The sequence below is a fragment of the Variovorax glacialis genome, from assembly GCF_051216375.1.
GTDB lineage: Bacteria > Pseudomonadota > Gammaproteobacteria > Burkholderiales > Burkholderiaceae_C > Variovorax.
The window spans coordinates 327686-354443 of the sequence record NZ_JBPJZT010000007.1 but is presented as its reverse complement, the minus strand read 5'-3'; the positions used below and the strand labels follow the sequence as shown (position 1 = coordinate 354443).

The window sequence follows — 26758 nt, the reverse complement described above, 5'->3', positions numbered from 1 at the left end:
TTCTCGCTAGGTCAGGCGGAAGCAAAAGACCGCGCCCTTGTCAGGCCGCGGCTGCAAGCGGATGTCGCTGCCGTGCAGTTGAAGGATTCGCTTCACGATCACCAGTCCCAGGCCGCCACTGCGACCGCCCGCCGAGGAAAACATCGGCCGGGTGAAGATCGCATTGCGCAGTTCGGTCGGAATGCCCGGACCGGTGTCGCTGACCTCGACGCGCACGCCCGCCTCGTCCTGCTGCAACTGCACCACGATCTCGCCGCCCACGGGCGAATGACGGATCGCGTTGTCCAACAGATTGGTCAGCACGCGTTCGATCAAGCCGAGGTCGCCCGTCACGCCCGGCAGGTCCGGCGCGATGTCCGCCACCAGCCGCTGCTGCCGCGCTTCGGCCGCCAGCTCGAATTTCTGGAACACGTCCTGGACGAGGTCGGCCAGTGCGAACTGCTCCTTCTCGAGCTTGACGACACCGTATTCCAGTCGCGCCAGCTCGAACAGCTCCTGCGACAGCCGCGCAACCTTGCGGCTCTGCGCCAGCGCGATCTCGAGGTAGCGGCGTCGCTCCGAGATGTCCAGCGTGTCTGCCTTGATCAGCAGCGTCTCGAGATAGCCGTGCAGCGAGGTCAGCGGCGTGCGCAGGTCGTGCGAGATGTTGGCGAACAGCTCGCGCCGTTGCTGATCCTGCTGGGTCAGCTCCCGCCATTGTTCGGCGATGCGCCGTGTCATCTGCGTGAAGGCCTGCGCGAGTGTGGCGATCTCGTCCCGACCGCGGGCGGCGCGCTCGAAGGCCGGCGCGACGTCGTGAAGCGCCCCCATCCCTTCATTCTCGAACTTGCGCACCGCGCCTGTGAGTTCGCGAAGCGGCCGCGTGATCCATCGGAATGCGACCAGCCCGGCGATCAGACCCAGCAGTGCCACCAGCGCGATCGACCACAACGTCGTGCGCAGCACATTGCTCGCCACGGCATCGGCCAGCAGCGTATCGCGGTCCTCACCGGACAGCACCACGTAGACGTACCCGGCCTCCCGGCCGTCGACGCGCAGCGGCGCAGCGCTGAACACCTTGCGTGTACCGTTGCCGCGCGGATCGTCGCCGACGATCGGCAAGGGTGCGCCGTCGAGCAGCCGCTTGATTGGCGCGAGATCGACCCGGTCATGCTTCAGATGCCCGGGCGGCGCGGCCTGACCCTGGATGTGTCCATCGAGGTCCAGCAGGTACACCTCGACGCTGGGATTGACGGCCATCAGCTTGTCGAACAGATCGGTCACGGCCGCCGGATTGAGGCCGTCGCGCTGCATCAGCGTCGAGTTCTCGGCGATATGCGCCGCAAGCCCGCGTGAAAGGCGCTGCGTGACTTCCTGCTCGTAGCGCAGGTTGGCATGCATCTGCAGCCAGATCGAAGCACTGCAGCAGGCCAGCAGCAGCACGGCGAAGACGAGGGAGATGCGGCGCGACAGGCTGGCACCCGGGCTCATGATCCACCCTCCTGCGGCGCCAGCTTGTAGCCGCGCCCCCACACCGTGAGGATGCATCGCGGCTGTGATGGGTCGGCCTCGATCTTCATGCGCAGGCGATTGATGTGCGTGTTGACGGTATGTTCGTAGCCGTCGTGCTGGTATCCCCAGACATGGTTGAGCAAGTCGAGCCGCGAGAACACTTTGCCCGGATGGCGGGCGAAGAAATGCAGCAGATCGAACTCCCGCGGCGTGAGCTCGACGGGCTTGCCATCGACCTGCACTTCGCGGGCGACGGGATCGATGCCGAGGTTGCCGATGTCCAGGCGCCCCGCCTCCAGCCGCGCATTGCGCGCAAGCGCATCGCTGCGCCGCAGCAACGCCCTGACCCGCGCCACCAGTTCCAGCACCGAGAACGGCTTGGCCAGGTAGTCGTCGGCGCCGAGTTCAAGTCCCAGGATGCGATGCACCTCGCTCGACCGCGCACTGGTGATGATGATCGGCGTGTAGCGCGTCATGGCCCTGGCCCGCCGGCAGATTTCCAGTCCGTCGACACCCGGCAGCATCAGGTCGAGGATCAACGCGTCCCAACTCCCGCGCTCGAGTTCGCGCATGCCGGCGTCGCCATCCGCTGCGTGCGTGATGGCGTAGCCCTCATCCTGAAGGTGCATGCCCATCAGTTCGGCGATGTGGGCATCGTCCTCGACGATCAGAACGCGTTTGGCGGGATCCATGTAATGGATTGTGCGGCGATATGGGTGGCGCATTTGTCACGATTAATTGAACTCTTCGTGATGACTCGGCCATCGGGTGAGCCCAAGAATCCAGCCCATGGAACGCGAGACGCAGACACCCGGCAACGCACCCATCCACCCGTTGTGGATGCGCATCACGCATTGGCTCAACGCCGTGGCGGTGTTGGTGCTGGTCACCAGCGGCTGGCGCATCTATGACGCATCGCCGCTCTTCGACTTCGAGTTTCCGCCCGCGATCACGCTGGGCGGTTGGCTGGGCGGCGCATTGCAATGGCACTTCGCGGCGATGTGGCTGCTGGCGATCAACGGGCTGATCTATCTCGCGCTCAATGTGGCGAGCGGGCGGCTCTGCCGCAAGTTCTTCCCGCTGTCGCCGGCCGGCATCTGGCACGACGCGCTCGCTGCGCTGCGCGGCAAGCTCTCGCACGCCGACCCGCGGCGCTACAACAACGTCCAGCGGCTGGCGTACCTGTTCGTGATGGTCGACATCGCCGTGCTCGTCCTGTCCGGTCTGGTGCTCTGGAAATCGGTCCAGTTTGCTGGTCTGCGCGAGTTGCTGGGCGGCTACGAGTTCGCCCGACGCATCCACTTTTGCGCGATGGCCGCGCTGGTGGCTTTCGTCGCCGTCCACCTCGTGATGGTGGCGCTAGTCCCGCGCACGCTGCTCACGATGCTGAGTAGCCACGGCAAGGAAGCAGCATGAAGATCTTCAAACGCCCCTCCCTGGCCACGCTGGCCGACGTTGACAGCGACGCGGTCCTGGCCGAGGCACGCAAGCTGATCGGCCGCCGCATCGAGCAACCCGCACGGCGGGCCTTCCTGCAGCGCTCGCTGACGCTGGGCGGCCTTTCGCTGCTGAGCGGCTGCAGCATCAGCGACAACGCAACGGTCGAAGCGGCGCTCACCCGCATCTCACGCTTCAATGACGCGGCACAAGGCTGGTTGTTCGATCCGAACCAGCTGGCGCCGACCTATCCGGAATCGATGATCACGCGGCCCTTTCCGTTCAACGCCTACTACGGCGAGAACGAGGTCCGCGAGGTGGCGGAGGACGGTTTCAGGCTCGAAGTCACCGGCCTGGTCGCCGACAAGCGAAGCTGGACGCTGGCGGACCTTCGCGCGATGCCGCAGCGGGATCAGGTCACGCGCCATATCTGCGTCGAGGGCTGGAGCGCGATCGGCAAATGGGGGGGCGTTCCTTTCGCCGATTTCCTTCGCAGGATCGGCGCCGACACCAGTGCCAGCTATGTCGGCTTCAAGTGCGCCGACGACTACTACACCAGCATCGACATGCCGACGGCGCTGCATCCGCAAACCCTGCTCACGCTGACCTACGACGGCCAGCCGCTTCCCCCGAAGTACGGCTTCCCGATGAAGCTGCGCATGCCCACGAAGCTTGGCTACAAGAACCCCAAGCACATCCGGGCGATTTTCGTGACCAACACCTACCCTGGCGGCTACTGGGAAGACCAGGGCTACAACTGGTTCGGCGGCAGTTGAGTCGATCCCGACTCGGCACTGTTGAAGCGCGCGGCCGTGTTCATTTGAACCGTGCCCATTCAAACTTCCATTCACAAGGACACTGAAATGAACAAGCTCTCTGCAACGCTCCTCGCCGCCTTCGTGGCCGTCGGCTCCGCCTCGGCCTTCGCGGCCGACGACATGAGCAAGGACGCCATGAAGAAAGACTCGATGGCGAAGGACAGCATGGCCAAGGACAGCATGGCCAAGGACGGAATGAAGAAGGATTCGATGGCCAAGGACAGCATGTCGAAGGACGGCATGAAGAAGGATTCCATGGCGAAAGACGGTATGGCGAAGGACGGCATGGCCAGGGACGAGATGAAGAAGTAAGTCGGCATGGCGCGCCAAGGGGTCCACCATGATTTTCTTCAGTCCGTCGCGCCTTGGCCGGCCGCTGCTGGCTGGTGTGACCCTGGCCCTTGCGGCGGTCGGCGCGGGTGCGCAGCTGTCTCTCGAGCGCAGCCTGATCCGGCAGTCGGGCCTGCCGTCGGCGGCGCATCCAGCGGCCGCGACGGCTGGCCAGGCGGAACCCTTGCGAAGCGGATTCCAGGCGTCATGGCCTCGCAGTCCCTAGGAAAACGGCAGCACCTTGAGGTCGAAGACCCGCTCCATGAACCAGATCCCCGCGATCAACAGCGCAGCGCTCGACCCGCCGTGCAGCAGTACCGGCTCGTAGCGACGCCAGTGGCGCATCGCCAGCAACAAGCCGAGCGCCGAGAACACCACGACGAGCTGACCGGCTTCCACGCCGAGATTGAATTGCAGCAGTGCCAAGGCGAAGCCTCGCGTCGGAAGCTCCATCTCCGCCAGCGCCCCGGCGAATCCGAAGCCGTGGATGAGGCCGAAAAGAAAGCTGAAGAGCTTCCGCCGGCCGCGCAGCAAGGGGTAGATGTTGTCGAACGCGGCGAGCACGATCGTGACCGCGATGGCCGGCTCGATCACGCGCGGCGAGATGTGCACGATGTTCAGTGCCGCAAGCGCCAGCGTGAGGGAGTGCGCGATGGTGAACATCGTGACGATGCCAAGCATCGGCAGGACGGCTTCGCGCCACATGACCACAGGCTCCCAGCCGCCGGCGCGGCGGCGCAGCACCGCCGGCAACAGCAGGCAGATCAGGAACAGGATGTGGTCATAGCCGATCAGGATGTGATGCACGCCATCGCGGAACAGGCTCGCATTGGGCGCCGCAGTGTCCGCCGCATTCGCTCCTTGCACGGTGTCGCGCGATGCCGAAGGCCAGTTCAGGGTGACCGGGCCGCCGGACGGGTCCAGCGAGCGCACCTGCGGCGCATCGCCGGCCTGCGCCGTGATGCGTAGCAGGCCGCGGTGCGTGGGGTCGACTTCGCGGAACAACTGGTAGTCGATCGACAGCGCCGTTGCCGCATCGCACCGGCCCTGCAACTGGAACACGAGGTAGGCACCGTCGACGCGATCGTCGACCGCCGGCGGCGCGACCTCGGTCAAGGCACAGCGCCCCTGCTGCAGCCGCAGGCGCGCGAGCGCATAGGCACGGATGTCGTCCATGCGACCCTTGACTTCGCCCCAGCTCAGTTGGCGGTCGCCGTCGCGGTCGAGATCCAGCACGGCGTCGAGGTCGCGCAACGCGATGTCCCAGCGCAGCTGCACCGTATCGCCGGCCGTCTGCAGCTGCAGGTAGGCGTCGCTGGCCTTGTGCGCATGCGCCGTGCGCGGTCCGGCTGCAAGCAAGCCGAACAGCAAGGCGATCAGGCACGCGTTCATCCAGCGCATCCGCCGCATGGACACAGGCGTCATGTCAAAGAACGGCGTCGATCCGCGCATCGCGCAACCCCGTCCGTTGCATCAGTGCCTTGAGTTCGCTGCGTGCTGCCTCGTCGTGGGCGGCGTTGGCGGCGCGCGCGAGCAACAGCAGGTCGATCGGCTCGCACTGCAGGCGCACGTTGGCGCGAGCCAGATCGAGCGCACGCCGGGCATCGCCTTCGACGTCGAGCGCGAACAGGGCCCCTTCGCGTGCATGCACTTCGGCGTTGCCCGGCCGCTGCGCCGCCGCATCGAAGCGGGCCTGAAGTTCGTCGAGATCCTTGCGGGCGTCGCCCGTGCCGGCGGGACGCCTCGCGGCGATGGCCAGTCGCAGCAGCACCGCATCGCTGCGAGGCTCCTTCGCGAGCAGCGCAGGGACTTCGGCGGGTCGGTTCTGGCGCAGCAGGTAGTCGCTGTAGGCGATCAGCAGGTAGCCCGAGGGCGCTGCCTGCAGCGCCTGCCGGTAGAAGCCTTCGGCCGCGACCGGCCGACCCGCGAGTTCCTCGATTTCAGCAAGGCTCGTGAGCAGCCATTGGCGCGTGCCCGCCTGCTGCGTGCCCTGCACCGCCGGATCGGCCAGCAAGCCGCGCAGGGTGGCGCGTGCGGACGCATGGTCGCCGCGCAGGCCCTCGTTCTCGGCGAGGCAGGCCAAGCCATAGAGCGCAGGGCCGACGCGGCCCAGCGCGCGGCACGCGGCGTCCGACTCGACGTAGCGACCTCGCACGCGCAGGATGGTTGCCAGCGTGATCCAGGCCTGCGCGTTGCCGGGCTGCCGGGCCAGCGCCGACTTCAACGTGGCTTCGGCCCCGTCGAAGTCATGCAGGAACTGCGCGACCGTGGCCCGCATCACCAGCACGGCGGGCGGCGTCTGCGCCGCCGCTGTCGCGTCCCAGGCCTGTAGCGCGCCCATGGCGTAGCCGGCGTAGCGCGCATCCCCCTGCGTCCGCGCCAGTTCCAGGTACGCCTGCGCGGCAGCGATCGCTGTGGCTTCGTCGCGCGGGCGCTGGGCCAGCGCCTGCCGCAGCCGCCGCTCCTCGCGCGACCAACCCGCGATGGTGGGCAGCGTTTCGACGATCGTGTCGTCGCTGGCCGGCACGCGCGGTGCGGCAGCGAGTGGTGCGCCGGCTGCGAACAGCAGCCCAGCCAGCAGGCCGCATCGCGCGAGGCCAGCCCTTGGGCCTTTGGGTGTGCGCATCACTGCGTGGCGATGGGTTCCCGGGTCTCCGTGGTCGTCGGCGGATCGAATGCCGTGACGTCGGCCGGCTCCGCCGTATCCAGCGCTGTCGCGACGAGCGACTTCACGTAGGCAAGGAAGGCATCGAGGGTGTCGGTCTCGGCGGCGGGCGTCGTGCCGCCGCCAATCGGCGGAAAGTAGCCGCCGCCCCCGCCGCCACCGCAGGCGACAACGAGCAACGCCGCAGCCAGCGGAAGGCCGATTCGAATGATCATGCGGTTCATGTCGTGCTCCTTACTGAGCGCCCGGAAGCGGCGTGTTCAGGTACGGAAACGCATCCGGGAACTGCGCCGGGCTCTGCAGCGCGCCATCGGTCAGTGGGGCGGCGCCCGCAGGGGCGTCGTCTGGCTTGCAGCCGACCTTCAAGGTGTCGAGCGCACCGGTGGCCACGCAAAGCGCACCCATCGCGACGCGCAGTTCGGCGTCCACCACGTCGTCGCCGGGCCGGCGGCCGTTGGGGAAACCTGCGTTGTCCCCGGCCAGCACACCGAGCCCGTTCTGCTTGGCCTTGGATGTTGGCATGACCGAGGTGTTGAGCCGCAGCATTTCCGAAGTCTTGACATTGGCAGGCTTGTTCACGCCCTCCACGCCGGTGAGAAAGGCAGCGACCAGGTCGGTACGCGGGAAGTTGGTCGGGGCAGCGGCACTCGGGAACAGGGTCTGGATCAGCGCCGGCAGCGTTGGATTCGTCACGTAGTCAGCGAACTGCCCGTCGTCCTTTGGCTTGGAACTGTTGAACTTGTCCTTGTCCTTCAAACCGATCACGACCTCGTTCACCAGCGGCATGCCCAGGCGCGAGACCTGTGCCCACGGCCCGCCGTTGAGTGTCGTCGTGCCATAGCCGCTCTTCGGCGGGTTGGCAATGAGCCGGCCCTGGCGCACGCTGGCGGTGGTCCAGCCGCCGACGATCGGGCTGCCCGCGGTGGTGACACAGGAGATCGGAACTTCCAGCGCCATCGTGGTCACGTTCTTGCCGGCGAGCGCGTCCGGGTTGGCGCTGGTCGAGCCGAGCGGATTGAGATTGATCAGGTCGAACACCTGTCCGAGCGCGACGGTGAACGGATCCTTGCGCTGCCCGACGAACACGCGGCCCGGCGTGCTGCAGCCGGGAATGTTGACCGCATAGAGATGCTGGTTCGCATAGCTTGCATAGCCGGTCGGGCCGCCGAATGTCTTGTCGCCGATGTTGTCGGTCGGCTTGTCGAACACCGTGCCGCCGCCGGCCATCGAGACCGGCTCCGCCCTGCCCGTGCGGCGATCGCCGCGCACGATGTCCAGCGTGTAGGTTTCGCGCAGGTTGCTTGTCGCCTGGTTCGGCGCCGAGATCGCGCCGGCCTGTACGAGCGGAATGGACACCTTCTTGCCGGCGATGGGCAACTGGATGTCGCGCAGCGTGTTGGTGAACTTGAAGCGGAAGGTGATGTTCTCCACCGCGTCGCCGTCGGTGTCGAGATGGATCTCGTAGAGCGCATTCGGATCCATCGCGAAGTAGTTCGGCCCGCCGTACGGGCTCTGGTCGGGCTGGTAGTTGGCGATCAGCGTCACGAAGCCGTCGCGGCCTGCCTCGTAGCTGCGGAACATGTAGAAGTCGGTGGCATCGACCTTCGGCATGCCCGTGATGGAGGGCGCCTCGCGATGACTGGACGCCATGGCGCCCCCGGCGGCTATCGCGCAGGTGGCAAGCAGTCCGAATCGGATGGATGGGTTCGAAAATCTCATGGGCATCACCTTGACAGGTTGGCTGGATAGCAATGACGTGGGTCATCAGGTGCTCGACCGAGTACCCGCCTCTTGTACGCAGCGGCAGTGCCGTTGGATGTGTAAATAAGTGCAATGGCTCGCGGGCGCGGGGCCGCTGCCTACACCCGGGATCACTCTTCGTTGCAAAAGATGCTGCCGTTGCTGATCCAGCGTGCCGGCGGCGACGTACACGCGAGATTGCGTGCAAGCCAACTTATCAAGGCGTCAAACAACATGTCTAACGTCTGTGAACGTTGCGGACGAAGCAACAGGACCTCCGCGATGTTCTGCATCGGGTGCACGGCGAAGCTGCCCGGATTCGCCCCTTCCGGACCGTCGGCGCTCGAAGCCATGAAGGCGCTCTCGGCTCGACCGTCCAGTGCTGCATCAGGCGCGGAATCAGCGCCGGGATACGGCCCCCAACCCATCCTGCCGTCCGAGACGAAAGCATTCTGGGTTCAACTGGCAGCGCTCGGGGTGCTCATGATGATCGGGTTCATGGGCTGGTTCATGCATGTGAGAGCCACGCCCGCGCCAGTGCGCGAGGCGCTGCTTCCCGCCCCTAACGCGACCGGATCCCAGGTGGTCGCCAACAAGGCGCCGCCGCCCGAGCCGACGCTTGTCACCGCACGCGCCTCGACCGTCTTGCCAGAGCCGGACTTGGGTCAGCAGCCGAACCCAACTGCCGGCGAGATGCGCAAGCCCGAAGGGAAGCCTGCGGATGCTTCCCCGCACCAGCCGGGTCGCCATCCGCAGCTTCAGGCCGTGGAGAATTTCTATCGCGCACTGTCCGTGGCGGATGGCAGGTCCGCAGCGGCGTTCATCATTCCCGCGAAACGGGGAATCGGACCGTTCAACGAGACCAACATCTCGCGCTTCTACGGCTCGTTCGCGCAGCCGCTACGCATCCGGTCCATCCGTGCGATCGACGCCAACCTGGTCGAAGCGAAGTACAGCTATCGGGTGTCCAGGACAGCGTGCGAAGGAACCGCGCTCCTCGAGACCGAGCAGGTCGGCGACGCGACTTTCATTCGGCGCATTCGCGCCAACTGCTGACGGTTCCGTCAAGGTGGCCCGCGCGCGTATGCGTGGTGGCCTCCTCCATCGGCCGCGAATTGATTTCGATCAATCGGCGCGCCTCCCTGCTGCATGACGATGGGGCCCTCAGCCACCCATTCCTGCCTCAGGACTAAAGGAGGAGATATGCGCGCCTTGGCCGTCCGACTCGTGAAGGCCTTTGTGATCGCCATCTCGCTGCTCCCGGCGCTGGCGGCCGCACAGCAGGCCCCGACCTTTTCACGGGAGCAGCTCGACCAGATGATGGCGCCCATCGCGCTGTACCCGGATTCGCTGCTCTCGCAGGTGCTGATGGCCGCGACCTATCCCGCGGACGTCGCGGATGCGGCCAAGTGGTCCAAGGCAAATCCCGACCAGAAAGGAGACGCGGCACTGAAGCTGGTCGCCAACCAGCCGTGGGATCCGAGCGTGCAGTCGCTCGTCGCGTTCCCGCAGGTGCTGCAGATGATGGGCGAAAGGCCGGACTGGGTGCAGAACCTGGGTGACGCCTTCCTTGCCTCCTCCAAGGATGTGCTCGACTCGGCGCAGCGGCTGCGGGGCCAGGCGCAGAAGACGGGCAGCCTCAAGAGTTCGGAGCAACAGAAGGTGATCGTCGAGCAGGAGCCGCAGACGCAGCAGACGGTGATCAAGATCGAGCCGACCAATCCGGAGGTGGTCTATGTGCCGGCCTACAACCCCACGGTGGTGTACGGCACATGGCCCTATCCCGCGTACCCGCCCTACTACTACCCGCCTGCGCCGTACTACTACCCGGGCGCCGCGCTCGCAACCGGCATTGCCTTCGGCGTCGGCGTGGCGGCAACCGCGGCGCTCTGGGGCAACGCCAATTGGGGCGGCGGCAACGTCAACGTGAACGTGAACCGCTACAACAGCGTCAACGCCAACCGGCAAATCGCCGCGAACCAGACGAACTTCCAGCACAACGCGGCCAACCGACGTGGCGTGCCCTACCGGGATTCAACGAGCCGTCAGCAGTTCGGCAAGGATGTCGCCGGCGCCGGCGAGCGCAACGACTACCGCGGGCGCGACACGGCCGCGCGCGACGCCCAGCGCCAGCAGGCGCAATCCCAGTTGCAGCAGCGCGGCATGGACCCGGGCCAGGGCCGCGATCAATTGCGCAACGATCCCGCCGCCCGCGATCGCGCACAAGCGGCGACGCGAGACACCAACCGCGATCGAGCAGGCGCGGGCGGCGGTGACCGTGCGGGCGACCGCGCCGGCGCCGGCCCCAGGGCGGGAGACAACGCAGTGGGCGACCGCAGTGGACCGGGTGCACGCGGCGGCGGCGACCAGGGGCTGTCGCGAGCACAACACGGCGGCGGCGACAACGCCTTGCGAGGCGCCGGCGATGCCGGCGGGCAGGCCCGGCAGCAGGCGAGTCGCGGCGACGCGAGCCGTCAATCCATGGCCCAGCAGCGGACGGCCCCCAGCGGTGGCGGGGCGCGCGCGCCCGCCGGTGGCGGCAGTGCGCACATGGGTGGCGGAGCGTCCGGCGCCCGCGCGGGTGGCGGTGGCGGTGGCGGCGGCGCCCGCATGAGCGGTGGCGGAGGCGGGGGCCGTGGCGGCGGCGGCGGTGGGCGCGGCGGCGGTGGCCGAGGTCGCTGAACAAGTTGGAGGACCCCATGACGCAACCTACCGAACACCGCATCCGCGCCTTGTTTCCAGCCACCGCCACTTTCAGGACGCTGGCGGCAGTCCTGACCGCGGCCCTCTGCCTCGCCTCGGGATCTTCGTTCGCACAGCGCGCCTATCCGACGCCGGATGCCGCGGCGCAGGCCTTCGTCGACGCCGTCTCACGGAGCGACGTCGACGCCCTGCGAACCGTGCTCGGCCCCGACTGGCGGCGCTTCGTTCCCGAGGGCACCTTCGAACAGGAGGACATCTACACCTTCCTCGGCGCATGGGCGAAGCGGCACAGCGTCGTTCTCGACGACCCGGCCCGGGCGATGCTCGCCGCAGGCGAAGGCGACTGGACGTTGCCGATACCGATCATCAAGAGCGCGGCCGGCTGGCGCTTCGACCCGCACGCGGGCCTCGACCTCATGCGTACCCGTCGCATCGGGCGCAACGAACTCGCCGCGATGCAGGCTGCCCTCGCCTACTTCGATGCGCAGAAGGAATACGCGCAGAAGGATCGTGACGGCAACGGCGTACTGGAGTACGCGCAGAAGTTCGTGAGTTCGCCCGGCAAGCACGACGGCCTCTACTGGCCCGATGTCACCGGCCAGGATGAAAGCCCGCTCGGCCCCTTGTATGCCGGCCAGCGATCCGACGAGGGCTATCACGGCTACCACTTCAGGATCCTCAAGGCGCAGGGCACGGATGCACCGGGCGGCGCCTACGACTATGTGATCGGCAACCGCATGCGCAGCGGGTTCGCGCTGGTCGCGTGGCCGATCCGCTATGGCGAGACGGGCGTGATGAGCTTCATGGTCAGCCACGACGGCACGCTGTACGAGAAGGATCTCGGACCGAACACCGATGCCAGCGCACGCGCACTGACACGATTCAATCCGGATGCGAGTTGGCGCAAGGTGCCCCCGTCCCCTCAAGCCACGCGCTGATAGCGGGCGATGGCCAGTTCCGTGTTCATGAACATGCGATCGCGGCCCAGCGTTTCGCCCAGCGGCGATCGCTGCACCACCTCCAGCACGCTCGGGTTCAACCGCGCGAGCCACAGCAGGATCCCGTCGTCGCGCAACCGCTTCTCGGCTTCGATCAGCATCTTGAGCGCGGTGTACTCCAGGTCGAAGACCCCGCCCATGTCGAGAAGCACGACCTTCGGCGCGGCTTCATCGACGAAGGCCTGCATCTTCCGGCCGACCTGCTGCGCATTGGCGAAATAGACGCGCCCTTCGGGCCGCAGGACCAGCATGCCCGGAAAGTGCTCGTCTTGGGGATGCTCGTCCGTCCTCGGCCGCATCACGTTGGTACCGGGCTTGCGCCCGAGCACATACAGCGGCGGGTCGGACATCTGGTAGGCCAGCGCCACCAGCGACACGACGATCGCCGCGACGATGCCCTGCAGCGTGCCGAGCAGCACCACGCCGGCCATCGCGACCAGGGCCCAGACGAATTCCGTCTTGCGGATCTTCACGATGTCCCTGAACTCTGCCGGCTTGATCAGGCCGATCGAATACACGATGACCACCGCCGCGAGCGTTGCGTGCGGCATCAGGCCGATGAAGGGCGCGAGGAAGAGCGCCGTGCCCAGGGCCGCCGCGGCCGTCACCAACTCGGCGAGCTGGCTGCGTGCACCCGCGAGATGGTTCACGGCGGTCTGCGTGGTGCCACCGCCCGCGGGCATCGCACCGAAGAGTGCGCCGCCGCCATTCGCAAGTCCCGTGGCGAGCAGTTCGCGATTGGGCTGTGGCGCAGGCTCCCCGCTCACCGCGAAGGCCCGGCCTGCCGCGATGGTCTCGGTAAAGCTCATGAGCGCAATGCCCAATGCCGCCGGCCAGAGCTGTGCCGCGAGGTGGACACTCGGCGCTGTCAGCGGCGGCAGACCTGTAGGAACGGTGCCAACCGCCGAGACACCGTAGGCGTCGAGCCCGAGGAACTTCATGGCGAGGATGCCCCCGGCCACCGCGATCAGCGGCGCGGGCGCCCTCGGCGTGAAGTGCTCCAGGAGCACCAGGACGATCACCGTGGCCGCACCCACGGCTAGAGTCGGGCCCGAAATCTCCGGCACGCTCCTCACGATCGAGAGCACGTTCTCGAAGAAGCCGCCCTTGTCGAAATGGATGCCGAGCAGCTTGGGAATCTGGTCCACCACGATGACGATCCCGATGCCGGCCTTGAATCCGACCAGCACCGGTTCCGAGATGAAGTTGGCGACGAAGCCCAGTCGCAGCAACGCCGCCAGCACGAGGATGACGCCGGTGAGCAGGGTCAGCGTTGCGCATGCGGCCGACAGGTCGGCCTCGTTGCCGCCGGAGGTGACCGCGGCCAAGGCCGTGCCCGTCAGGATCGCGAGCGTGGTCGTCGTGCTCACGCTGAGCGGACGTGAGCTGCCGAGCAGCGCGTAGATCGCCATGGGAATGAACACCGTGTAGAGGCCGACCTGCACCGGCAGGCCCGCGATCGTCGCGTAGGCCAGTCCCTTGGGAATGACGACCGCGGCAGCGATCAGACCGGCGATCACGTCCGCCTTCAGCCATGCGCCCTGGTAGCCGCGCAGCCACTCCGCGACGGGAAGCCACACACGGCCGCTCGAATGTCTCGCGCCTCTCGGGTCAGGCCGATGCTTCATCGCCGAGCCCCAGACGGCGCTTCACCACACGGACCGTGGCGTCGCCGGGAAACGGAGACTCCTGGAAACCGAGCCGCTTCGCGAGTCCGCGCATGGAGGCGTTGGTCGACAGCACATACCCCTCCATCCACTGGAAGCCGTGCGCTTCGGCGGCTGTCATCAACGTCTCCATCAGCCGAGGCGCCAGGCCCTGGCCTTGCCAGCCGTCGACGATCGTGATGGCGAACTCGCAGGTGTCGCTGCCGGCCTCGGAGGCATAGCGCGCGCCGCCGATGATGGATTCGTCCAGGCCGTGCCCGCTCACGGCGACGAGCGCGAACTCCTTGTCCTGCACCGGATGGGTCGCCGCTTCGAGCATCTTGTCCGGTATCTCCTGGACCGACGCCATGAAGCGGGAGTAGCGCGAATCGGCCGACAGGCTGCCGACGGCGGCCTGCAATGCGGCCTTGTCCGCCGGCGCAATCTCGCGCAAGGTCGCCTGCCGCCCGTCGCGCAACGACACCGTCGCCGGAAGTACGAGGTCCGACATGGCGGGCGATTCCCTAGAAGACCTCGGGCACGAAGCGGTAGGGGTGATCCAGCTCCTGGTAGTCGCCGCGCGCTTGCCGCTTCGGCAGCTTGATCTTCTCGCGCGGCAGCTCTTCGTACGGGACATGGGCGAGGAAGTGCTTGATCATGTTCAGGCGCGCGCTCTTCTTGTTGTCCGAACGCACGACGTACCACGGCGCGGTGGGCAGGTCGGTGGACCTGAACATGTCGTCGCGGGCACGCGAGTAGTCGAACCAGCGGCTGTAGGACTTGAGGTCCATCGGCGTCAGCTTCCAGATCTTGCGGCCGTCCTCGATGCGCTCCTCGAGCCTGCGGGTCTGCTCTTCGGGGGTGACCTCGAGCCAGTACTTCAGCAGGATGACGCCCGAATCGATGATCGCCCGCTCCACCAGCGGGGTGCCGGCGAGGAAGCCCTTCGCCTGCGCCTCCGAACAGAAGCCCATCACGCGCTCCACCCCCGCGCGGTTGTACCAGCTGCGGTCGAAGATCACGACTTCGCCCGCCGCAGGCAGGTAGGAGATATAGCGCTGGATGTACATCTGCGAACGCTGCCGCTCGGTGGGCGCCGGCAAGGCCACGACCCGGAACACCCGCGGGCTGACGCGCTCGGTGAGGGCCTTGATCGTGCCGCCCTTCCCCGCGCCATCGCGTCCCTCGAAGACGATGCACACCTTCAGGCCGGCATGCTGCACCCACAGCTGCAGCTTGACGAGCTCCACATGCAGTTCCCGCAGCGCCTTTTCGTAGTCCTTGTTCGACAGCCGCTTTTCCGGGGCGGGCCTGGCATCGTCCTCGGGCACTTGCGGCAAGGCCTCGTTCGATTCGTCCTTGTGGTTCGACTTTGCCCTGTGGTGTCTTTTCTCGCTCTTCGACATCGCTGCCTCCATCGGTGGTTGGTGGGACTCTCTCAAAGCATTCGCGCGGCTTCGTCCAGCAGGTTCCTGGGCTGGGGCACATCGCCCCGGGACACCCGCACCAGCGCGAAAGCGCGCTCGCGCGGCGGGTCGCCCGGAACGCGGGCAATTTCCAGATCGAGCGTGTGGCCCTCGTCCGCGCCCCGTTCGGGCAGGACGACGTTCATCCGGCTCAGGCGCAATCGCCTGCCCGAGACGTGGATCAGCTTGCTCGCGTCGTTGAACATCGCGCACATGCCGTCGAGCTGACGGTTCAGTGCCTCGGAACGGGACCCCAGGCGCTTGAGGTCGCTGTCGTTCGCCTCGAGCTGTGCGCGCAGACGCGACAGTTCGCCGGCATCGATTTCGCCGTCGCCGCCCATCACCGACCGCATCCCGGCGCCCTGGCGTTCGAGGAGCCGCAAGCGCGTCGCCAGCAGCGCACGCTCCTGCTCCAGAACGTCGCGCCGCGTGGTGTCGGCGGCAAGCCGCATGAGCCCCTCGATCGCCAGCTGGTCCACCATGCGCTTGACGACCTCCTGCCTCAATTCCGCGTCCGAGGCGCCGCAGATCCGGATCTGGTGATCGCTGAAGCTCAGCGTCGTCTGCGGCACGTCGGTGCGCGTGGTGTCGCCTTCCTGGGCAACACCCAGCGTGCGACGCTCGTTCATTGCCATCCCCAGCACCGCATAGGCCTCCTGCGTGCCCGGCGCCTGGTCGAAGAAGGCCGCCAGTTCCGTCGAGCGGCTGAGGGCGATGCCGACGTCGTCGGCCGACGCGAAGAATGCGCGGATGTAGGGGTCCGTCGCCCAGCTGGCCGCGCTTGCCAGGTGCGGCGGGCGAAACGCCTCGACGAGTTGCCGAAGGTGCGCCAGCGCCTTCGCCAACACCGCTTCCAGCCGCGCGTCGTGCCCCTGGGCCAGCCGCAGACGCGGGCACAGGTCGATGACGCGCGCCGCCATCGGGCCGACCGCCTCGTCACGCGGTGCGGGCCCGGCGCTCCTGCCGCCGAACAGCCGGCCGAGGATTCCCATGGCGATTCTTCTCCTCCTCCCAGGGGTCAGGCGAAATCGTCGCTCAGGACCCGCGCCGTGAGGCGCCCCTTTTTCCAGTACATGTCATGGATCCGTTCCTTGAGCTTGCGCAGTCCTTCCGGCTGCACGTTCCTGAACGTGAGCAGCATGGCGGGCCGCGATCCATCGCCGGGCACGTGCTCGACTTCGTCGAATTCCGGAAACCCGTACTTCACGAGGAAAGCCTTGACCTCGTCCTCGGACGTGCCGCTTTCGATATTTCCCAACAACATCCGTGCCATATGCAAACTCCTTCCGCGACTGACTTGCTACGCCATGATGTGCACGCCGCCGTCGACGTACAGCGTTTCACCCGAGAGCCGCCGCGCGTAAGGCGTCGCAAGAAACGCGCAGGTGTATCCGACATCCATGATGTCCACCAGCTCGCCCAGCGGCGCGCGCTGGGCCGCCTCGTTGAGCAGCAGGTCGAAGTCTTTCAGCCCGGAGGCGGCGCGCGTCTTGAGCGGTCCCGGCGAGATCGGGTGCACGCGAATGCCCAGGGGCCCGAGTTCGTAGGCGAGGTAGCGCGCCGACGCCTCCAGCGCGGCCTTGACCGGCCCCATGACGTTGTAGTTGGCGACCACCTTGTTGGCGCCGTGGTACGACATGGTGAACATCGTGCCGCCGTCCTTCATCAGCGGTGCGGCCAGCCGGGCCATCCGCACGAAGGAATGGCACGAGATGTCCATCGCCTGCGCAAAGCCTTCGGCGGAGCAGTTTAGGAGGCCTCCCTGCAGGTCGTCCTTCGGCGCCCAGGCCAACGAGTGCACCAGCACGTCGAGCCGGCCCCATTCGCTTTCGATCCGGCCGAACAGGGCTTCGAGCTCGCCGGGCTTCGACACGTCCAGCGGCATGAAGATCGGCGCATCGAGCCCTTTCGCGACGGGCTCAACATGCGCCCGGGCCTTCTCGCCCGCGTAGGTGATGGCCAGGTCCGCGCCCAGTTCGCGAAACGCGGCCGCGCATCCGTACGCGATCGAATGCTCATTGGCGATTCCGCAGACCAGGACCTTGGCGCCCTTGAGCAGCGGACGGGGCAGTTCAAGCGTCATCGTTCACTCCCAGATTCAACGACCCGACGGGTATGGCGCGCGATCATCTGTTCCTCGTCCGTCGGGATTACCCACGCAGCGACCTTGCTCGAAGCCGTGCTGATGCGCGGGCCGCCGGCTTGGTTGGCATCCGGGTCCAGCTCCAGGCCCAGCCACGCCGCGTCGCGGCAGACGCGCTCGCGCACCGATGCGGCGTGCTGGCCGATGCCGGCGGTGAAGACCAGCGCATCGAGGCCCTGCGCCGCCGCGGCCAGCGATCCGAGTTCGCGGCCGATCCGGTACGCATAGAGCGCGATGGCGAACCGGGCACGGTCGTCGTCGCTGGCCAGCAGGGCGCGCATGTCGCTCGACACGCCCGATACGCCGAGCAGTCCCGACTGCTTGTAGATCAGGTCCTCGACCGCGCGCACGTCCATCCGCAGCTCATCCTGCAGGTAAAGGATGACGCCGGGGTCGAGGGTACCGCTGCGCGTGCCCATCGGCAGCCCGTCGACAGCGGTGAAACCCATGGTGCTCGCGAGGCTGCGTCCCGCCGACATCGCGCACATGCTGGCGCCATTGCCGAGGTGCGCGACGACGGTGCGGCCCGCTGCCGCCTTCGGATCGAACTCGGGAAGCACGCTCGCGATGTACTCGTAGGACAGGCCATGGAACCCGTAGCGCCGCACGCCGAGTTCCGTGATGGAGGACGGCAGCGCGAAGGCCTGGGCCACCTCGGGCTGCATGCGATGGAAGGCCGTGTCGAAGCAGGCCACCTGGGGCAGGTCCGGGCGCTGCGCCGCCACGATCTCGATGGCCTTGAGGTTGTGCGGCTGGTGCAGCGGTGCCAGGGGCGCCAGCGCCGACAGCGCCGAGACAACCTCGGGCGTGATGCGCACGGCCTCCGAAAACGCCATGCCGCCGTGCACGACGCGATGACCGACGGCACTCAACGCATAGCCCTCGCGGTGGTCGCGCAGGAAGCCGGCAAGGTGCTCGATGGCGCCCGCGTGCCCCAGTTCGATGCCCTCGCCCCAGGCCTTGGCGCCGACCTGGGCGCCGTGCCTGTCGACAGCGGCGAATTTCGGTGCGGTGAAGAGCCCCTCGACCTGGCCATGCAGGATCAGTTCGAGTTCGGGCCCCGTCGTCGCGAACGCGCTGAACTTGATGCTCGACGAGCCCGCGTTCAGCACCAGGATCACGTCGGTCATGGCATCAGCCCATCACCGCCGCGCTCTCGCGGCGGGCCCTTGCGACCATCGCGGCGACCGCGCATGACGCCAGCCGCGCAATCACCGAATCAGCCCTGCTGGTCAGGATGATCGGGACCCGTGCGCCGAGGACGATGCCCGCCGCATCCGCACCTGCGAGGAACGAGAGGCTCTTGGCGAGCATGTTCCCCGATTCGAGATTCGGCACCATCAGCACGTTGGCGCGTCCGGCGACCGGCGAATCGATCTGCTTGATCTTCGCGGCTTCGAGGTTGATCGCGTTGTCCAGAGCGAGCGGCCCGTCGACGACCGCGCCGGTGATCTGGTGCCGGTCCACCATCTTGCACAGCGCCGCGGCCTCGACCGTGGACGGCACCTTCGGATTGACCGTTTCCATGGCCGAGAGAATGGCGACCCGCACGTCATCCATCCGCAATGCGTGCGCCAGGTCGATCGCGTTCTGCAGGATGTCGACCTTGTCCTCCAGGCTCGGCGCGATGCTGACGGCGGCGTCGGTGATGATCAGCGCGTGTTCGTAGCTGGGCACGTCCATCACGAAGCAGTGGCTGATGCGGCGTTCGGTACGCAAGCCCCCGTCGCGCTTCACCACCGCGGCCATCAGTTCGTCCGTGTGCAGGCTGCCCTTCATCAACGCCTCGACCGTGCCTTCGTGCACCAGTTGAACCGCCTTCTCTGCCGCGGCGTGGCTGTGGGGTGCATCGACGATCGGGATGCCGGCGATGTCCAGGGCGATCGACTTGGCCGTGGCCTCGATGCGCGCGCGCGGGCCGACGAGGATCGGCGCGATCAACCCCAGCCGGGCCGCTTCCCGCATGCCTTCGAGCGAACTCGTATCGCAGGGGTGCACCACGGCCGTCGGCGTGGGCAACAGCGCCTTGCAGGCCTCGATCAGCCGGTGGTACTTCTCGTGCTTCGCGCTCATGATGAAGCCTTCCTGCGTGGGGGTGGCCGTCTTGCCGGCGGGAACTTTCCGCGCACCACCACCGAGCGGCGACTCTCCTTGGGCCCCTTGGCGCCCAGCGCGGTACGGATGCGCCTCACCATGGCCACCTGGTCGGCCGTCGGTGTGGCCTGCCAGACGTGCGGGTCCGCGGCCAGCTTGTCGAGGAGCGACAGGAGGCGTTCGCGGTCGGCCGGTTCCGCCAGCAAGTCGGGCAGCGTCTCGACCGCCCCGTCGGGCTCGAGTCGCGCGATGATTTCCTGCACGCCGCGAATGACGCGCCAGCGATGCGGTGGCAGGTCGGGGAGAAAGTCCGCATAGTCGTCGATCAGTTCCCGTCGCATGTCCAGCCGCGACAAGGGCAGCGGCTCGCCGCCGGGCGCGAGCAGGAAGGCCACGCGCGCCAGGGCTTCGACATAGCCGCCCTGCGAGATGGCGGCGAGTGCCTCGCTGACCTCCGGCAGATCCCTGGGCGCGAGGGCCTCGGACGCTGCACGCCCCTGCGCGTCGTCGGCGACGAGGTTCTGCATGTTGGCGTAGATGGCGAAAAACTGGGCCTCCGTCATCGCGTCGCGCATCGCGCGGTAGAGATCGAGCGAGGCACTGACCAGTTCGGCGCCGAACTGCTCGCTTCGCCGCATGGGATGGTCCTTCGCGATCGCCTGGCGGCCGGCCTTCACCGACTCGGCAGCGGGCGCGATCCACGACAGCCACGGATTGAGGCTCGAAACCGCCCAGTTCTGCACGCGCAGCGGATGGAACTTGCGCAGCAGGTCCGCCGTGGTCTCGTTCGATGTGGCCTGCACGAGCGGCCGCGCGAACAGCTCGTAGGCCCGCTGGTTGAAGTCCGACAACGCCGCCACCGCCTCGAACGGCTTCTCGTCCTCGCGCTGGAAGCGGTTGATGCGCGCCACGATGTCTTCCAGCCGGTACTCGCGGAACGCGACCTCGTACTCGGGTGCGGTGCCCTTCCCCTTCTTCTCGGTGATCTCCATGCCGTAGAGGCCGGGCGGCAGCAGTTCGATGCTCTTGAGCACCGACACGATCTGCGTGTGCTCCTTCTTCGCCACGGAGCCGGACACGAAGATGCCGAGATGGCCGATGCTGCCGTGCAGGAGGCCGACGATGACCTGCCCGCGCGCCTTGATTTCAGCGGTGCTGCCGTAGACGTCCGCCACCCAGTTGAAGGCCTGCTGCGGCGGCGTGATGTTGTCCCCCATCGATGCGAACAGCACGATCGGCGACTGGATGTCGCGCAGGTCGAAGGGCTTGTCGTCGCCGGACTTGACGTCACCCGACCACAGCTTGTTGCCCACGAAGAGATTGCGGGTGATCCATTCGATCTCCTCGCGGTTCATCAGGTAGTACCCGCCCCACCAGCGCTCGAACTCCAGGAAGCGCGGCGGCTCGGTGTCGGCCTGGTCGAACAGGTGGTAGTACTTGTCCCAGAGGCTGTTCGCGGGGTTGAGGTTCTCGAAGTTCTGGACGAGATGGGCGCCGTCGAACTTGCCGTTGCCCAGGTCGGCGGTCATGGACGACAGCCACGTTCCCCCCAGCAGGCCGCCCGCGTAGCGCATCGGGTTGTCGCCCTCGCCTTCGCTCCAGGCCCCGCCCCAGTAGGACATCGGGGCACCGTTGATGACGATCGGCCCGGTGATCTCCGGGTCGGAGGCGGCCAGCATCATCGCGGCCCATCCGCCCTGGCAGTTACCGACGATGGCCGGCTTCGGGCTGTCGGGGTGCAGCGCGCGCACCTTCTTCACGAACTGCTGCTCCGCGTTGCAGACGTCGAGCAGCGTCTGGCCCGGTTCGGGATCGCGGAAGAAGATCACGAAGTACACCGGATGGCCCGCCCGCAGCGCGACGCCGACCTGCGAATCGTCCTTGAAGCCGCCGATGCCCGGGCCGTGGCCGGCGCGCGGGTCGATGATCAGGTAGGGCCGCCGCGCGGGGTCGATGGTGACGCCGTCCGGCGGCGTGATGCGAAGCAATGCGTAGTTGACCGGGCGATCGAACTGGCGGCCGTCGAGGATGAGTTCGGAGTCGAAATGCAGCACCGGCGTCAGGCCCTGCGACGCACGCTCGACGAAGTTGTTGCCGCGCTTCCACAAGGTGTCCCAGAAGAGGATCGATCGTTGGGCGGCGTCGACCGCGTACTGGTAGCCGCTCAGCGGATTCAGGCTTGCCATCACGTTCGACGGCCAGTCGTCGCTTTCCTTCTCCAGCGCCTGGTTGACGCGCCGGGCGAACTGCTCCTGCGCGATCTGCACGCGCTTCTGTAGGAGCGTGGCGATCCTCGTTCCGATCCGCTGGTTTTGCGCGAGTTGCGCTCCTGCGTCCATGGCTCGACCTTTCGGAAGGTGAAGTTTGGTGCACCGCAAACTGCGAAGCTACCCCGGTCGGGGCCGACGGACATTGATCGTTCTCAAACGCGGCGCGTCTGCGCGCTGCTGTTACAGCCTTCTCACTTGGCGACGACCGTGCCGCCCCCGTTCGCGAGGGCCTCGGACGACGTGGCCATGGCCGGCAGGTCGAAGCCGCCGCCCAACGCCAGGTAGAGATTGATGCGCTGGGCCAACTGCTCGGTCTGCACACGCAGGCGCGAAGTGCGCGCCGCGTACAGGGAGAGCTGGCTCTGCTCGACCGTTCGCAGGTCGGCGCTGCCGACGCGGAACTGGGTGCGGGACAGTTCCAGCGCGTCCGCGCTGTCTCGCACGGTCGCTTCGAGGATGGCATCGCGCTCTCGCAAGACCGATTCCGCGCCCAGGGCGTTCTCGACCTCGCCGAAGGCCTTCTGGCCCGCACGCGCGTATTCGGCGACCGCCTGCTTCTGCTCGGCCGTCCGGATCTCGACCTGGGCCCGCAGCGCGCCGCCCTGGTAGAGCGGCGCGATCAGGTTGGCGCCGAGGCTCCACACCGGACTGCTGACGTCCTTCAGCACGATCAGTTCGCTCGACACGTTGCTCCCGCCCGCCGTCAGGCTGATCCTCGGGAGTTGCGCCGCCTTGGCTTCGCCCACGCGGTTGAAAGCCGCCGCGACGCGACGCTCGGCAGCCACCATGTCGGGCCGGCGCTCCAGCAATTCGGAGGGCACGCCCACGGGCACCGGCGGGGGTGTCGACGAGAGCCGGTCCGCCACCGCGATCTCCGCCGCCGGATACCGGCCGACGAGCAGTTCGAGCGCACGCAGGGCCTGCTCGCGCGAAAGCTCGACCTGCTTCAGCGTGTCGCGATAGGTGCCCACGTTCGCGCGCGCCTGCGCCACTTCCCGCGCATTGCCGTTGCCGACGCGCAGCCGGTCGCCGGCCATCCGCGAGAGCGTGTCGGCGGAACCCAGCGCGTCCTGCGCGATCACGCGCTGCAGCCCGGCCTCTACCGCCAGGAACCATGCCTTGGCGACCAGCGCCGCAAGCGACTGGCGCGCATAGGCGTAGTCCGCTTCGGCAGCCGCGGCTTGCTCCCTCGCCGCTGCCCGGCCGTAGCGCAGGCGGCCCCACACGTCGAGTTCCAGCGAGGCATTCAGGAAGACGCCGTCCAGCCCGCCACCACCGCCCGACTTGCCGCCGCCCAGGCCGATCACGCCGACCGAGGGCAGCAAGGCGCCAGAGGCCACCTTCACGTACCCGGCGGCCTGCTCGACACGCGTCGCGGCCACCCGCAGGTCGGCGTTGTAGATCAATGCCTCGTTGACCAGCGCCGTCAGGGCGGGCTCGTCGAAACTCGCCAACCAGCGGTCGGCCACCGGCGCCGCGGCGCCGCCGCCCGCCCGGTACTGCGCCGGCACGGGTGCCTGCGGCAGCACCTCCTGCTGCAGTTCGGCGCCCGTCGGTGGATCCTTGAGCGCGCAGCCCGCCAGCCCCGCGGCCAGGGCCGTCGCGAGAATCCGCAGGCGAAAGGACGGTGCGCGCATCAGTGCAGCTTCAGGACGAGGTAGTTGGTGATCGAGCCGACGCGAAGGATCACCATCCGGATGATGTGGATCATCTCCACGTGCTCGGTGTAGATCGCACCCTGGCCGTCCGCACCGGCGGCGAGGAAGGTGCTGGCGTCCTTCTCGTCGACGATGAGCTTGACGGGGAATCGGCCCGGCACCTGCGGGTAGACACCTGTCTGCGGGAGCGTGCCCGAGATTGGCACCTGCCCCTGTCCCTGGGCCCAGACGATGGAATCGACCTTGGCCGAGAAGATGTGGCCCGGATAGGTCGCGAGCGTGAACTCCGCCCGGTCACCCGGCGCCACGAGCCGCAGTTCGTTCTGCGCGTAGAGCGCGATCACCTGGTAGGTCTCCTCGACGAAGGTCATCGCGGGCGACAAGGGGATCGAAACCACGAACGAGCCCGGCCGGAGCTGGACGTTGATCGCATAGCCATTCGAGGGCGCGTAGACGGTCGTCTGGTCGAGATTCCATTGCGCGTTGCCGAGATCCGCGCGGCTGATGTCGACCTGCGCCTTGGCCGTCGCGAGCTGGGCCCGTGCCGACGCCACGGTCGCCTGCTCGCCATTGACCTGTCCCGCCAGCTTCTGCGTGACCTGGGCCTCGTTGGCCGTCGCCGTCGCGATCTGGGCCTGCAGTTCGATCAGGTTGGACTGGGCTTGCTCCAGGGCGAACTTGTCGCCCGCGCCGCTGGCCACCAGCTCCTGGTTCTGCCGGACCCGCAGCCGTGCGAGTTCCAGTCTCGGCTGCAGCGCCCTGACCTGACCCGTGGCCGACTTGAGTTGCTCCTGCAACTGACGCGCGCCCGCCGATGCATCGACGAGGCCCGCGCCGGCCGCGGCGAACTTCGCCTCGTCGGCGGCAAGCCGCGCCTTGGCCGCGTTGAGCTCGTTCTGGTATTGGGTCGGATCGATGCGGAACAGCAGTTCGCCCTTCTTCACGAGCCGGTTGGGTTCGACCGGCACCTCCAGCACGCGCCCGCGCACCTGCGGCACGATCTGAACGACGTACTTGACGACCCGGACATCGGCCGTCGAAGGGGCAACGACATTGAGCGTCAGGATCAGCGCCGTGAGCGCGACGATCGGGATGATCACCACCGTGACCTGGGTCGCGGTGTTCCACGGCAGCCACTTCAGCTTGATGAAGAAGAGCCAGACGAAGAAGGCGTAGATGGCAAGGAGCAGTGCTTCCATCAGGTATTCGCCTCTCTTGCGACGGCCGCATCGACCGAGGCCGGTGACACCGCCGCCAGGTCCCTGCGCAACTGCTTGAGCTCCGCGGTCAATGTGCCCTTGGCATCCATCACATCGAGTTCTTCGCGCAGGTGCGCGATCTCATGCTCCAGCAATTCGCCCGAGCGGGCCTTTTCGCCCGTCTCGTGGAAGTAGTCGTCGTGTTTCTCGGTGCCGTAGGCCGCCCGATAGGCCACGGGCTTCACGTAGGCCCACAGCCAGGCGATCGGCCACAGCAGGCCACCGAAGAACAGCGACAGCAGGCAGAGCGTCTTGATCGCGTCCCGCTGGGGATGGTGCCGCTTGTGCGCGATCTTCTCCGGCAGGACATGCACCATCCAGAACAGCACGATGCCGGCGATGGGAACCACGAAGATGATGAACCACGCCAGGCCGGTGGCCGCCGACGCCATCATCTCGGGCGGCAGGAACGACGCGTTCGCCGCGAAAGGGGCCACGAGCGCGCCGATGCCGATGAATGCAGGCGCGATCGAACTCAGACCCGTCGGGGAGCGACGCATGGCAGGTTCCTGTTCTTCGCAGTGATGGGGAAATGCTAGAGGAGTCGTGGACGCGTCAATTGACAAACGTCAACGCGGGCATCCTATACGAAGCGCTCGCGCGATTGATGGATATCAATGCGACCGCCGGCCAGCAAGGAGAGACTGCGTGCGGGCGAGAAGGTCAAGGAGAAACGATTGAAACGACTGGCATGGGCCGCCGCCGTCTCGTTCGCCGTCTGCAGCCTCGCGCAGGCGCAGTCCAACGATGAACTCAAGGCCACGCTGGAACAGGCCATGAAGACGATCCGGGACCTGCAGGCGCGCGTGACGGCCCTGGAGCAGCAGAACGCGGCCACCAGCCCGGCGGCACCCGCGCCCGTGCCCGCGCCGGTTGCGGCCGCGACCTGGACACCCCCCGTCTCGGTTGGAACCCGCGCGGAAGATGCCGCACCGGCCCCGCCGACGGCAGGCGTCGAGTTCTACGGCCAGGCGATGATCGACACGATCTACGACTTCAAGCGCATGAACCCCGACTGGCAGGCGACCCTGCGGCCATCGCAGATCCCGATCATCTGCCCGGGTTCGCCAGGCTGCGGCAAGGACGGCACCACGGTCTTCAGCGTTCGGCAATCGAGCCTGGGCTTCAGGACCTCCGTCCCGACGGACCTGGGCGTGATCAAGACCGACCTGAGCTTCGACCTCTTCGGGACCAACGGCGGCACGCAGGTCCACTGGCTCAACGCCTGGGCCGAACTGGGCATGTACGGCATCGGCCAGACCTACACGAACTTCATGGACATCGACGTGTTCCCGAACATCATCGACTACTGGGGGCCGAGCGGCATGGTCTTCGTGCGCAATCCGCAACTGCGCGTCACGCCCTTGGACAAGGACGGCCTGATGGCGGCGTTCTCGCTGGAATCGCCCAGTTCCGCGATCGACACCGGCCGGATCACGCGGATCGACCCGACCCTCGGCGCCGGCATCGTCGGCTGGAACCGCGCGCCGGACGCGGTCGCATCCGTGCGGTTCGAGCGCGACTGGGGCCATGTGCGGGCCGCCGCCATCGTGCGCGAGGTGGGCTACCAGAACACGATCAGCTTCAACGGCGAGCCCTCCGGCTCGAAGACCGGCTACGGCCTGAACCTCAGCGGCACGTACAACCTGTTCGGCAAGGACAAGCTGAGCTGGCAAGTCGTGGGCGGACAAGGCATCGCGAGCTACATGAACGACGGCGGCGTGGACCTGGCCCCGGGTGCGGGCCTGCAGGCCGAAACCGTTCCTTCGCTGGGATGGCTGGCCTACTACAACCACGCCTGGAGCGAGAAGTGGAGCAGTGCCATCGGCTACAGCGAGCACCGGCAGAACAACACCGCCGGCCAGCTCGCCACGGCCTTCCGCAAGGGCAGCTATTCGTCGGTCAACCTCCTGTACACCGCCAGCCGGAACGTGCTGCTGGGCGGCGAATTCATCTGGGGCCGGCTCGAGAACAAGCTCGGCCTGTCGGCGGACGACTACCGCCTGCAGTTCTCCACCAAGCTCACGTTCTGATCGACGG

General features: G+C 67.2%; 26 protein-coding genes. 8 read left to right on the top strand and 18 right to left on the bottom strand.

The annotated features are described in order from the left end of the window. Positions 1-6 precede the first annotated feature (6 nt). The gene (locus ACSFBL_RS20670) at positions 7-1470 is read right to left on the bottom strand and encodes a sensor histidine kinase (protein ID WP_435517687.1); all 1464 of its coding nucleotides are present in this window, start codon (positions 1468-1470) and stop codon (positions 7-9) included. Further along, complete coding sequence (locus ACSFBL_RS20665; protein WP_435517686.1) at positions 1467-2183, bottom strand: response regulator transcription factor; 717 nt, start codon at positions 2181-2183, stop codon at positions 1467-1469. The genes ACSFBL_RS20670 and ACSFBL_RS20665 overlap by 4 nt, the downstream gene beginning before the upstream one ends. Positions 2184-2280: 97 nt before the next feature. Here ACSFBL_RS20665 and ACSFBL_RS20660 point away from each other — a divergent pair, with 97 nt between their 5' ends. The 4 genes from ACSFBL_RS20660 to ACSFBL_RS20645 all read left to right on the top strand — a co-directional run bounded on the left by ACSFBL_RS20660 (position 2281) and on the right by ACSFBL_RS20645 (position 4302). Further along, the gene (locus ACSFBL_RS20660) at positions 2281-2907 is read left to right on the top strand and encodes a cytochrome b/b6 domain-containing protein (protein ID WP_435517685.1); all 627 of its coding nucleotides are present in this window, start codon (positions 2281-2283) and stop codon (positions 2905-2907) included. After that, on the top strand, positions 2904-3704 hold the full coding sequence (locus ACSFBL_RS20655; protein ID WP_435517684.1) for a molybdopterin-binding protein: 801 nt from the start codon (positions 2904-2906) through the stop codon (positions 3702-3704). Before ACSFBL_RS20660 ends, ACSFBL_RS20655 begins: the two co-directional genes overlap by 4 nt. Before the next feature lie 87 nt (positions 3705-3791). Then, positions 3792-4058: a pentapeptide MXKDX repeat protein gene (locus ACSFBL_RS20650; RefSeq protein ID WP_435517683.1), complete on the top strand. Its 267-nt coding sequence runs from the start codon at positions 3792-3794 to the stop codon at positions 4056-4058. Positions 4059-4086: 28 nt separating this feature from the next. Next, the gene (locus tag ACSFBL_RS20645; RefSeq protein ID WP_435517682.1) at positions 4087-4302 is read left to right on the top strand and encodes a hypothetical protein; all 216 of its coding nucleotides are present in this window, start codon (positions 4087-4089) and stop codon (positions 4300-4302) included. Here ACSFBL_RS20645 and ACSFBL_RS20640 read toward each other — a convergent pair. Genes ACSFBL_RS20640 through ACSFBL_RS20625 form a run of 4 tightly spaced genes read right to left on the bottom strand, consistent with a single transcriptional unit; the run spans position 4299 to position 8460 of the window. After that, positions 4299-5501 carry a HupE/UreJ family protein gene (locus ACSFBL_RS20640; protein WP_435517681.1) on the bottom strand — a complete coding sequence of 401 codons (1203 nt, stop codon included), beginning with the start codon at positions 5499-5501 and terminating at the stop codon, positions 4299-4301. The two genes, ACSFBL_RS20645 and ACSFBL_RS20640, sit on opposite strands and share 4 nt — an antisense overlap. Position 5502: 1 nt before the next feature. Continuing rightward, positions 5503-6702 (bottom strand): tetratricopeptide repeat protein, encoded by a 1200-nt coding sequence (locus ACSFBL_RS20635; protein WP_435517680.1) that lies wholly within the window; start codon positions 6700-6702, stop codon positions 5503-5505. Further along, positions 6702-6965, bottom strand: coding sequence for a hypothetical protein (locus ACSFBL_RS20630; protein ID WP_435517679.1), 264 nt, complete (start codon positions 6963-6965; stop codon positions 6702-6704). Before ACSFBL_RS20630 ends, ACSFBL_RS20635 begins: the two co-directional genes overlap by 1 nt. A 10-nt stretch (positions 6966-6975) precedes the next feature. Further along, the gene (locus tag ACSFBL_RS20625; protein WP_435517678.1) at positions 6976-8460 is read right to left on the bottom strand and encodes a DUF4331 domain-containing protein; all 1485 of its coding nucleotides are present in this window, start codon (positions 8458-8460) and stop codon (positions 6976-6978) included. A gap of 162 nt (positions 8461-8622) precedes the next feature. Here ACSFBL_RS20625 and ACSFBL_RS20620 point away from each other — a divergent pair, with 162 nt between their 5' ends. The 3 genes from ACSFBL_RS20620 (at position 8623) to ACSFBL_RS20610 (ending at position 12122) form a co-directional block, all read left to right on the top strand. Next, entirely contained in the window at positions 8623-9537 is a 915-nt protein-coding gene (locus ACSFBL_RS20620; protein WP_435517677.1) for a hypothetical protein, read from the top strand. A 147-nt stretch (positions 9538-9684) separates the two neighbouring features. Next, entirely contained in the window at positions 9685-11163 is a 1479-nt protein-coding gene (locus ACSFBL_RS20615; RefSeq protein WP_435517676.1) for a DUF3300 domain-containing protein, read from the top strand. Between the two features lie 17 nt (positions 11164-11180). After that, complete coding sequence (locus ACSFBL_RS20610) at positions 11181-12122, top strand: DUF2950 domain-containing protein (protein ID WP_435517675.1); 942 nt, start codon at positions 11181-11183, stop codon at positions 12120-12122. On the opposite strand, the gene ACSFBL_RS20605 is transcribed toward ACSFBL_RS20610, so the two are convergent. From ACSFBL_RS20605 to ACSFBL_RS20550, 12 genes are all read right to left on the bottom strand, one after another. Beyond that, positions 12107-13810, bottom strand: a complete 1704-nt coding sequence (locus tag ACSFBL_RS20605) for a SulP family inorganic anion transporter (RefSeq protein ID WP_435517674.1) — start codon at positions 13808-13810, stop codon at positions 12107-12109. The genes ACSFBL_RS20610 and ACSFBL_RS20605 overlap by 16 nt on opposite strands. Further along, on the bottom strand, positions 13794-14339 hold the full coding sequence (locus ACSFBL_RS20600) for a GNAT family N-acetyltransferase (protein ID WP_435517673.1): 546 nt from the start codon (positions 14337-14339) through the stop codon (positions 13794-13796). Before ACSFBL_RS20600 ends, ACSFBL_RS20605 begins: the two co-directional genes overlap by 17 nt. 13 nt (positions 14340-14352) lie before the next feature. Further along, on the bottom strand, positions 14353-15234 hold the full coding sequence (gene ppk2, locus ACSFBL_RS20595) for a polyphosphate kinase 2 (protein WP_435517672.1): 882 nt from the start codon (positions 15232-15234) through the stop codon (positions 14353-14355). A gap of 32 nt (positions 15235-15266) precedes the next feature. Next, positions 15267-16214, bottom strand: coding sequence for a hypothetical protein (locus ACSFBL_RS20590; protein WP_435517671.1), 948 nt, complete (start codon positions 16212-16214; stop codon positions 15267-15269). 98 nt (positions 16215-16312) lie between these two features. Then, positions 16313-16567 (bottom strand): RNA-binding protein, encoded by a 255-nt coding sequence (locus ACSFBL_RS20585; protein ID WP_435517670.1) that lies wholly within the window; start codon positions 16565-16567, stop codon positions 16313-16315. A 27-nt stretch (positions 16568-16594) separates the two neighbouring features. Continuing rightward, on the bottom strand, positions 16595-17377 hold the full coding sequence (gene fabI, locus ACSFBL_RS20580) for an enoyl-ACP reductase FabI (RefSeq protein ID WP_435517669.1): 783 nt from the start codon (positions 17375-17377) through the stop codon (positions 16595-16597). Continuing rightward, entirely contained in the window at positions 17374-18567 is a 1194-nt protein-coding gene (locus ACSFBL_RS20575; protein ID WP_435517668.1) for an acetate/propionate family kinase, read from the bottom strand. The genes fabI and ACSFBL_RS20575 overlap by 4 nt, the downstream gene beginning before the upstream one ends. A gap of 4 nt (positions 18568-18571) precedes the next feature. Further along, on the bottom strand, positions 18572-19510 hold the full coding sequence (locus tag ACSFBL_RS20570; protein WP_435517667.1) for a phosphate acetyltransferase: 939 nt from the start codon (positions 19508-19510) through the stop codon (positions 18572-18574). Then, positions 19507-21870: a DUF3141 domain-containing protein gene (locus ACSFBL_RS20565; RefSeq protein WP_435517666.1), complete on the bottom strand. Its 2364-nt coding sequence runs from the start codon at positions 21868-21870 to the stop codon at positions 19507-19509. The genes ACSFBL_RS20570 and ACSFBL_RS20565 overlap by 4 nt, the downstream gene beginning before the upstream one ends. Positions 21871-21992: 122 nt before the next feature. Next, positions 21993-23438: a TolC family protein gene (locus ACSFBL_RS20560; protein ID WP_435517665.1), complete on the bottom strand. Its 1446-nt coding sequence runs from the start codon at positions 23436-23438 to the stop codon at positions 21993-21995. Beyond that, positions 23438-24658 (bottom strand): HlyD family secretion protein, encoded by a 1221-nt coding sequence (locus ACSFBL_RS20555; RefSeq protein ID WP_435517664.1) that lies wholly within the window; start codon positions 24656-24658, stop codon positions 23438-23440. Before ACSFBL_RS20555 ends, ACSFBL_RS20560 begins: the two co-directional genes overlap by 1 nt. Beyond that, a complete protein-coding gene (locus ACSFBL_RS20550) occupies positions 24658-25218 on the bottom strand; it encodes a DUF3302 domain-containing protein (protein ID WP_435517663.1) in 561 nt (186 codons plus the stop codon). Before ACSFBL_RS20550 ends, ACSFBL_RS20555 begins: the two co-directional genes overlap by 1 nt. 177 nt (positions 25219-25395) lie before the next feature. Here ACSFBL_RS20550 and ACSFBL_RS20545 point away from each other — a divergent pair, with 177 nt between their 5' ends. Next, positions 25396-26751 (top strand): DcaP family trimeric outer membrane transporter, encoded by a 1356-nt coding sequence (locus ACSFBL_RS20545; protein WP_435517662.1) that lies wholly within the window; start codon positions 25396-25398, stop codon positions 26749-26751. Positions 26752-26758 lie beyond the last annotated feature (7 nt).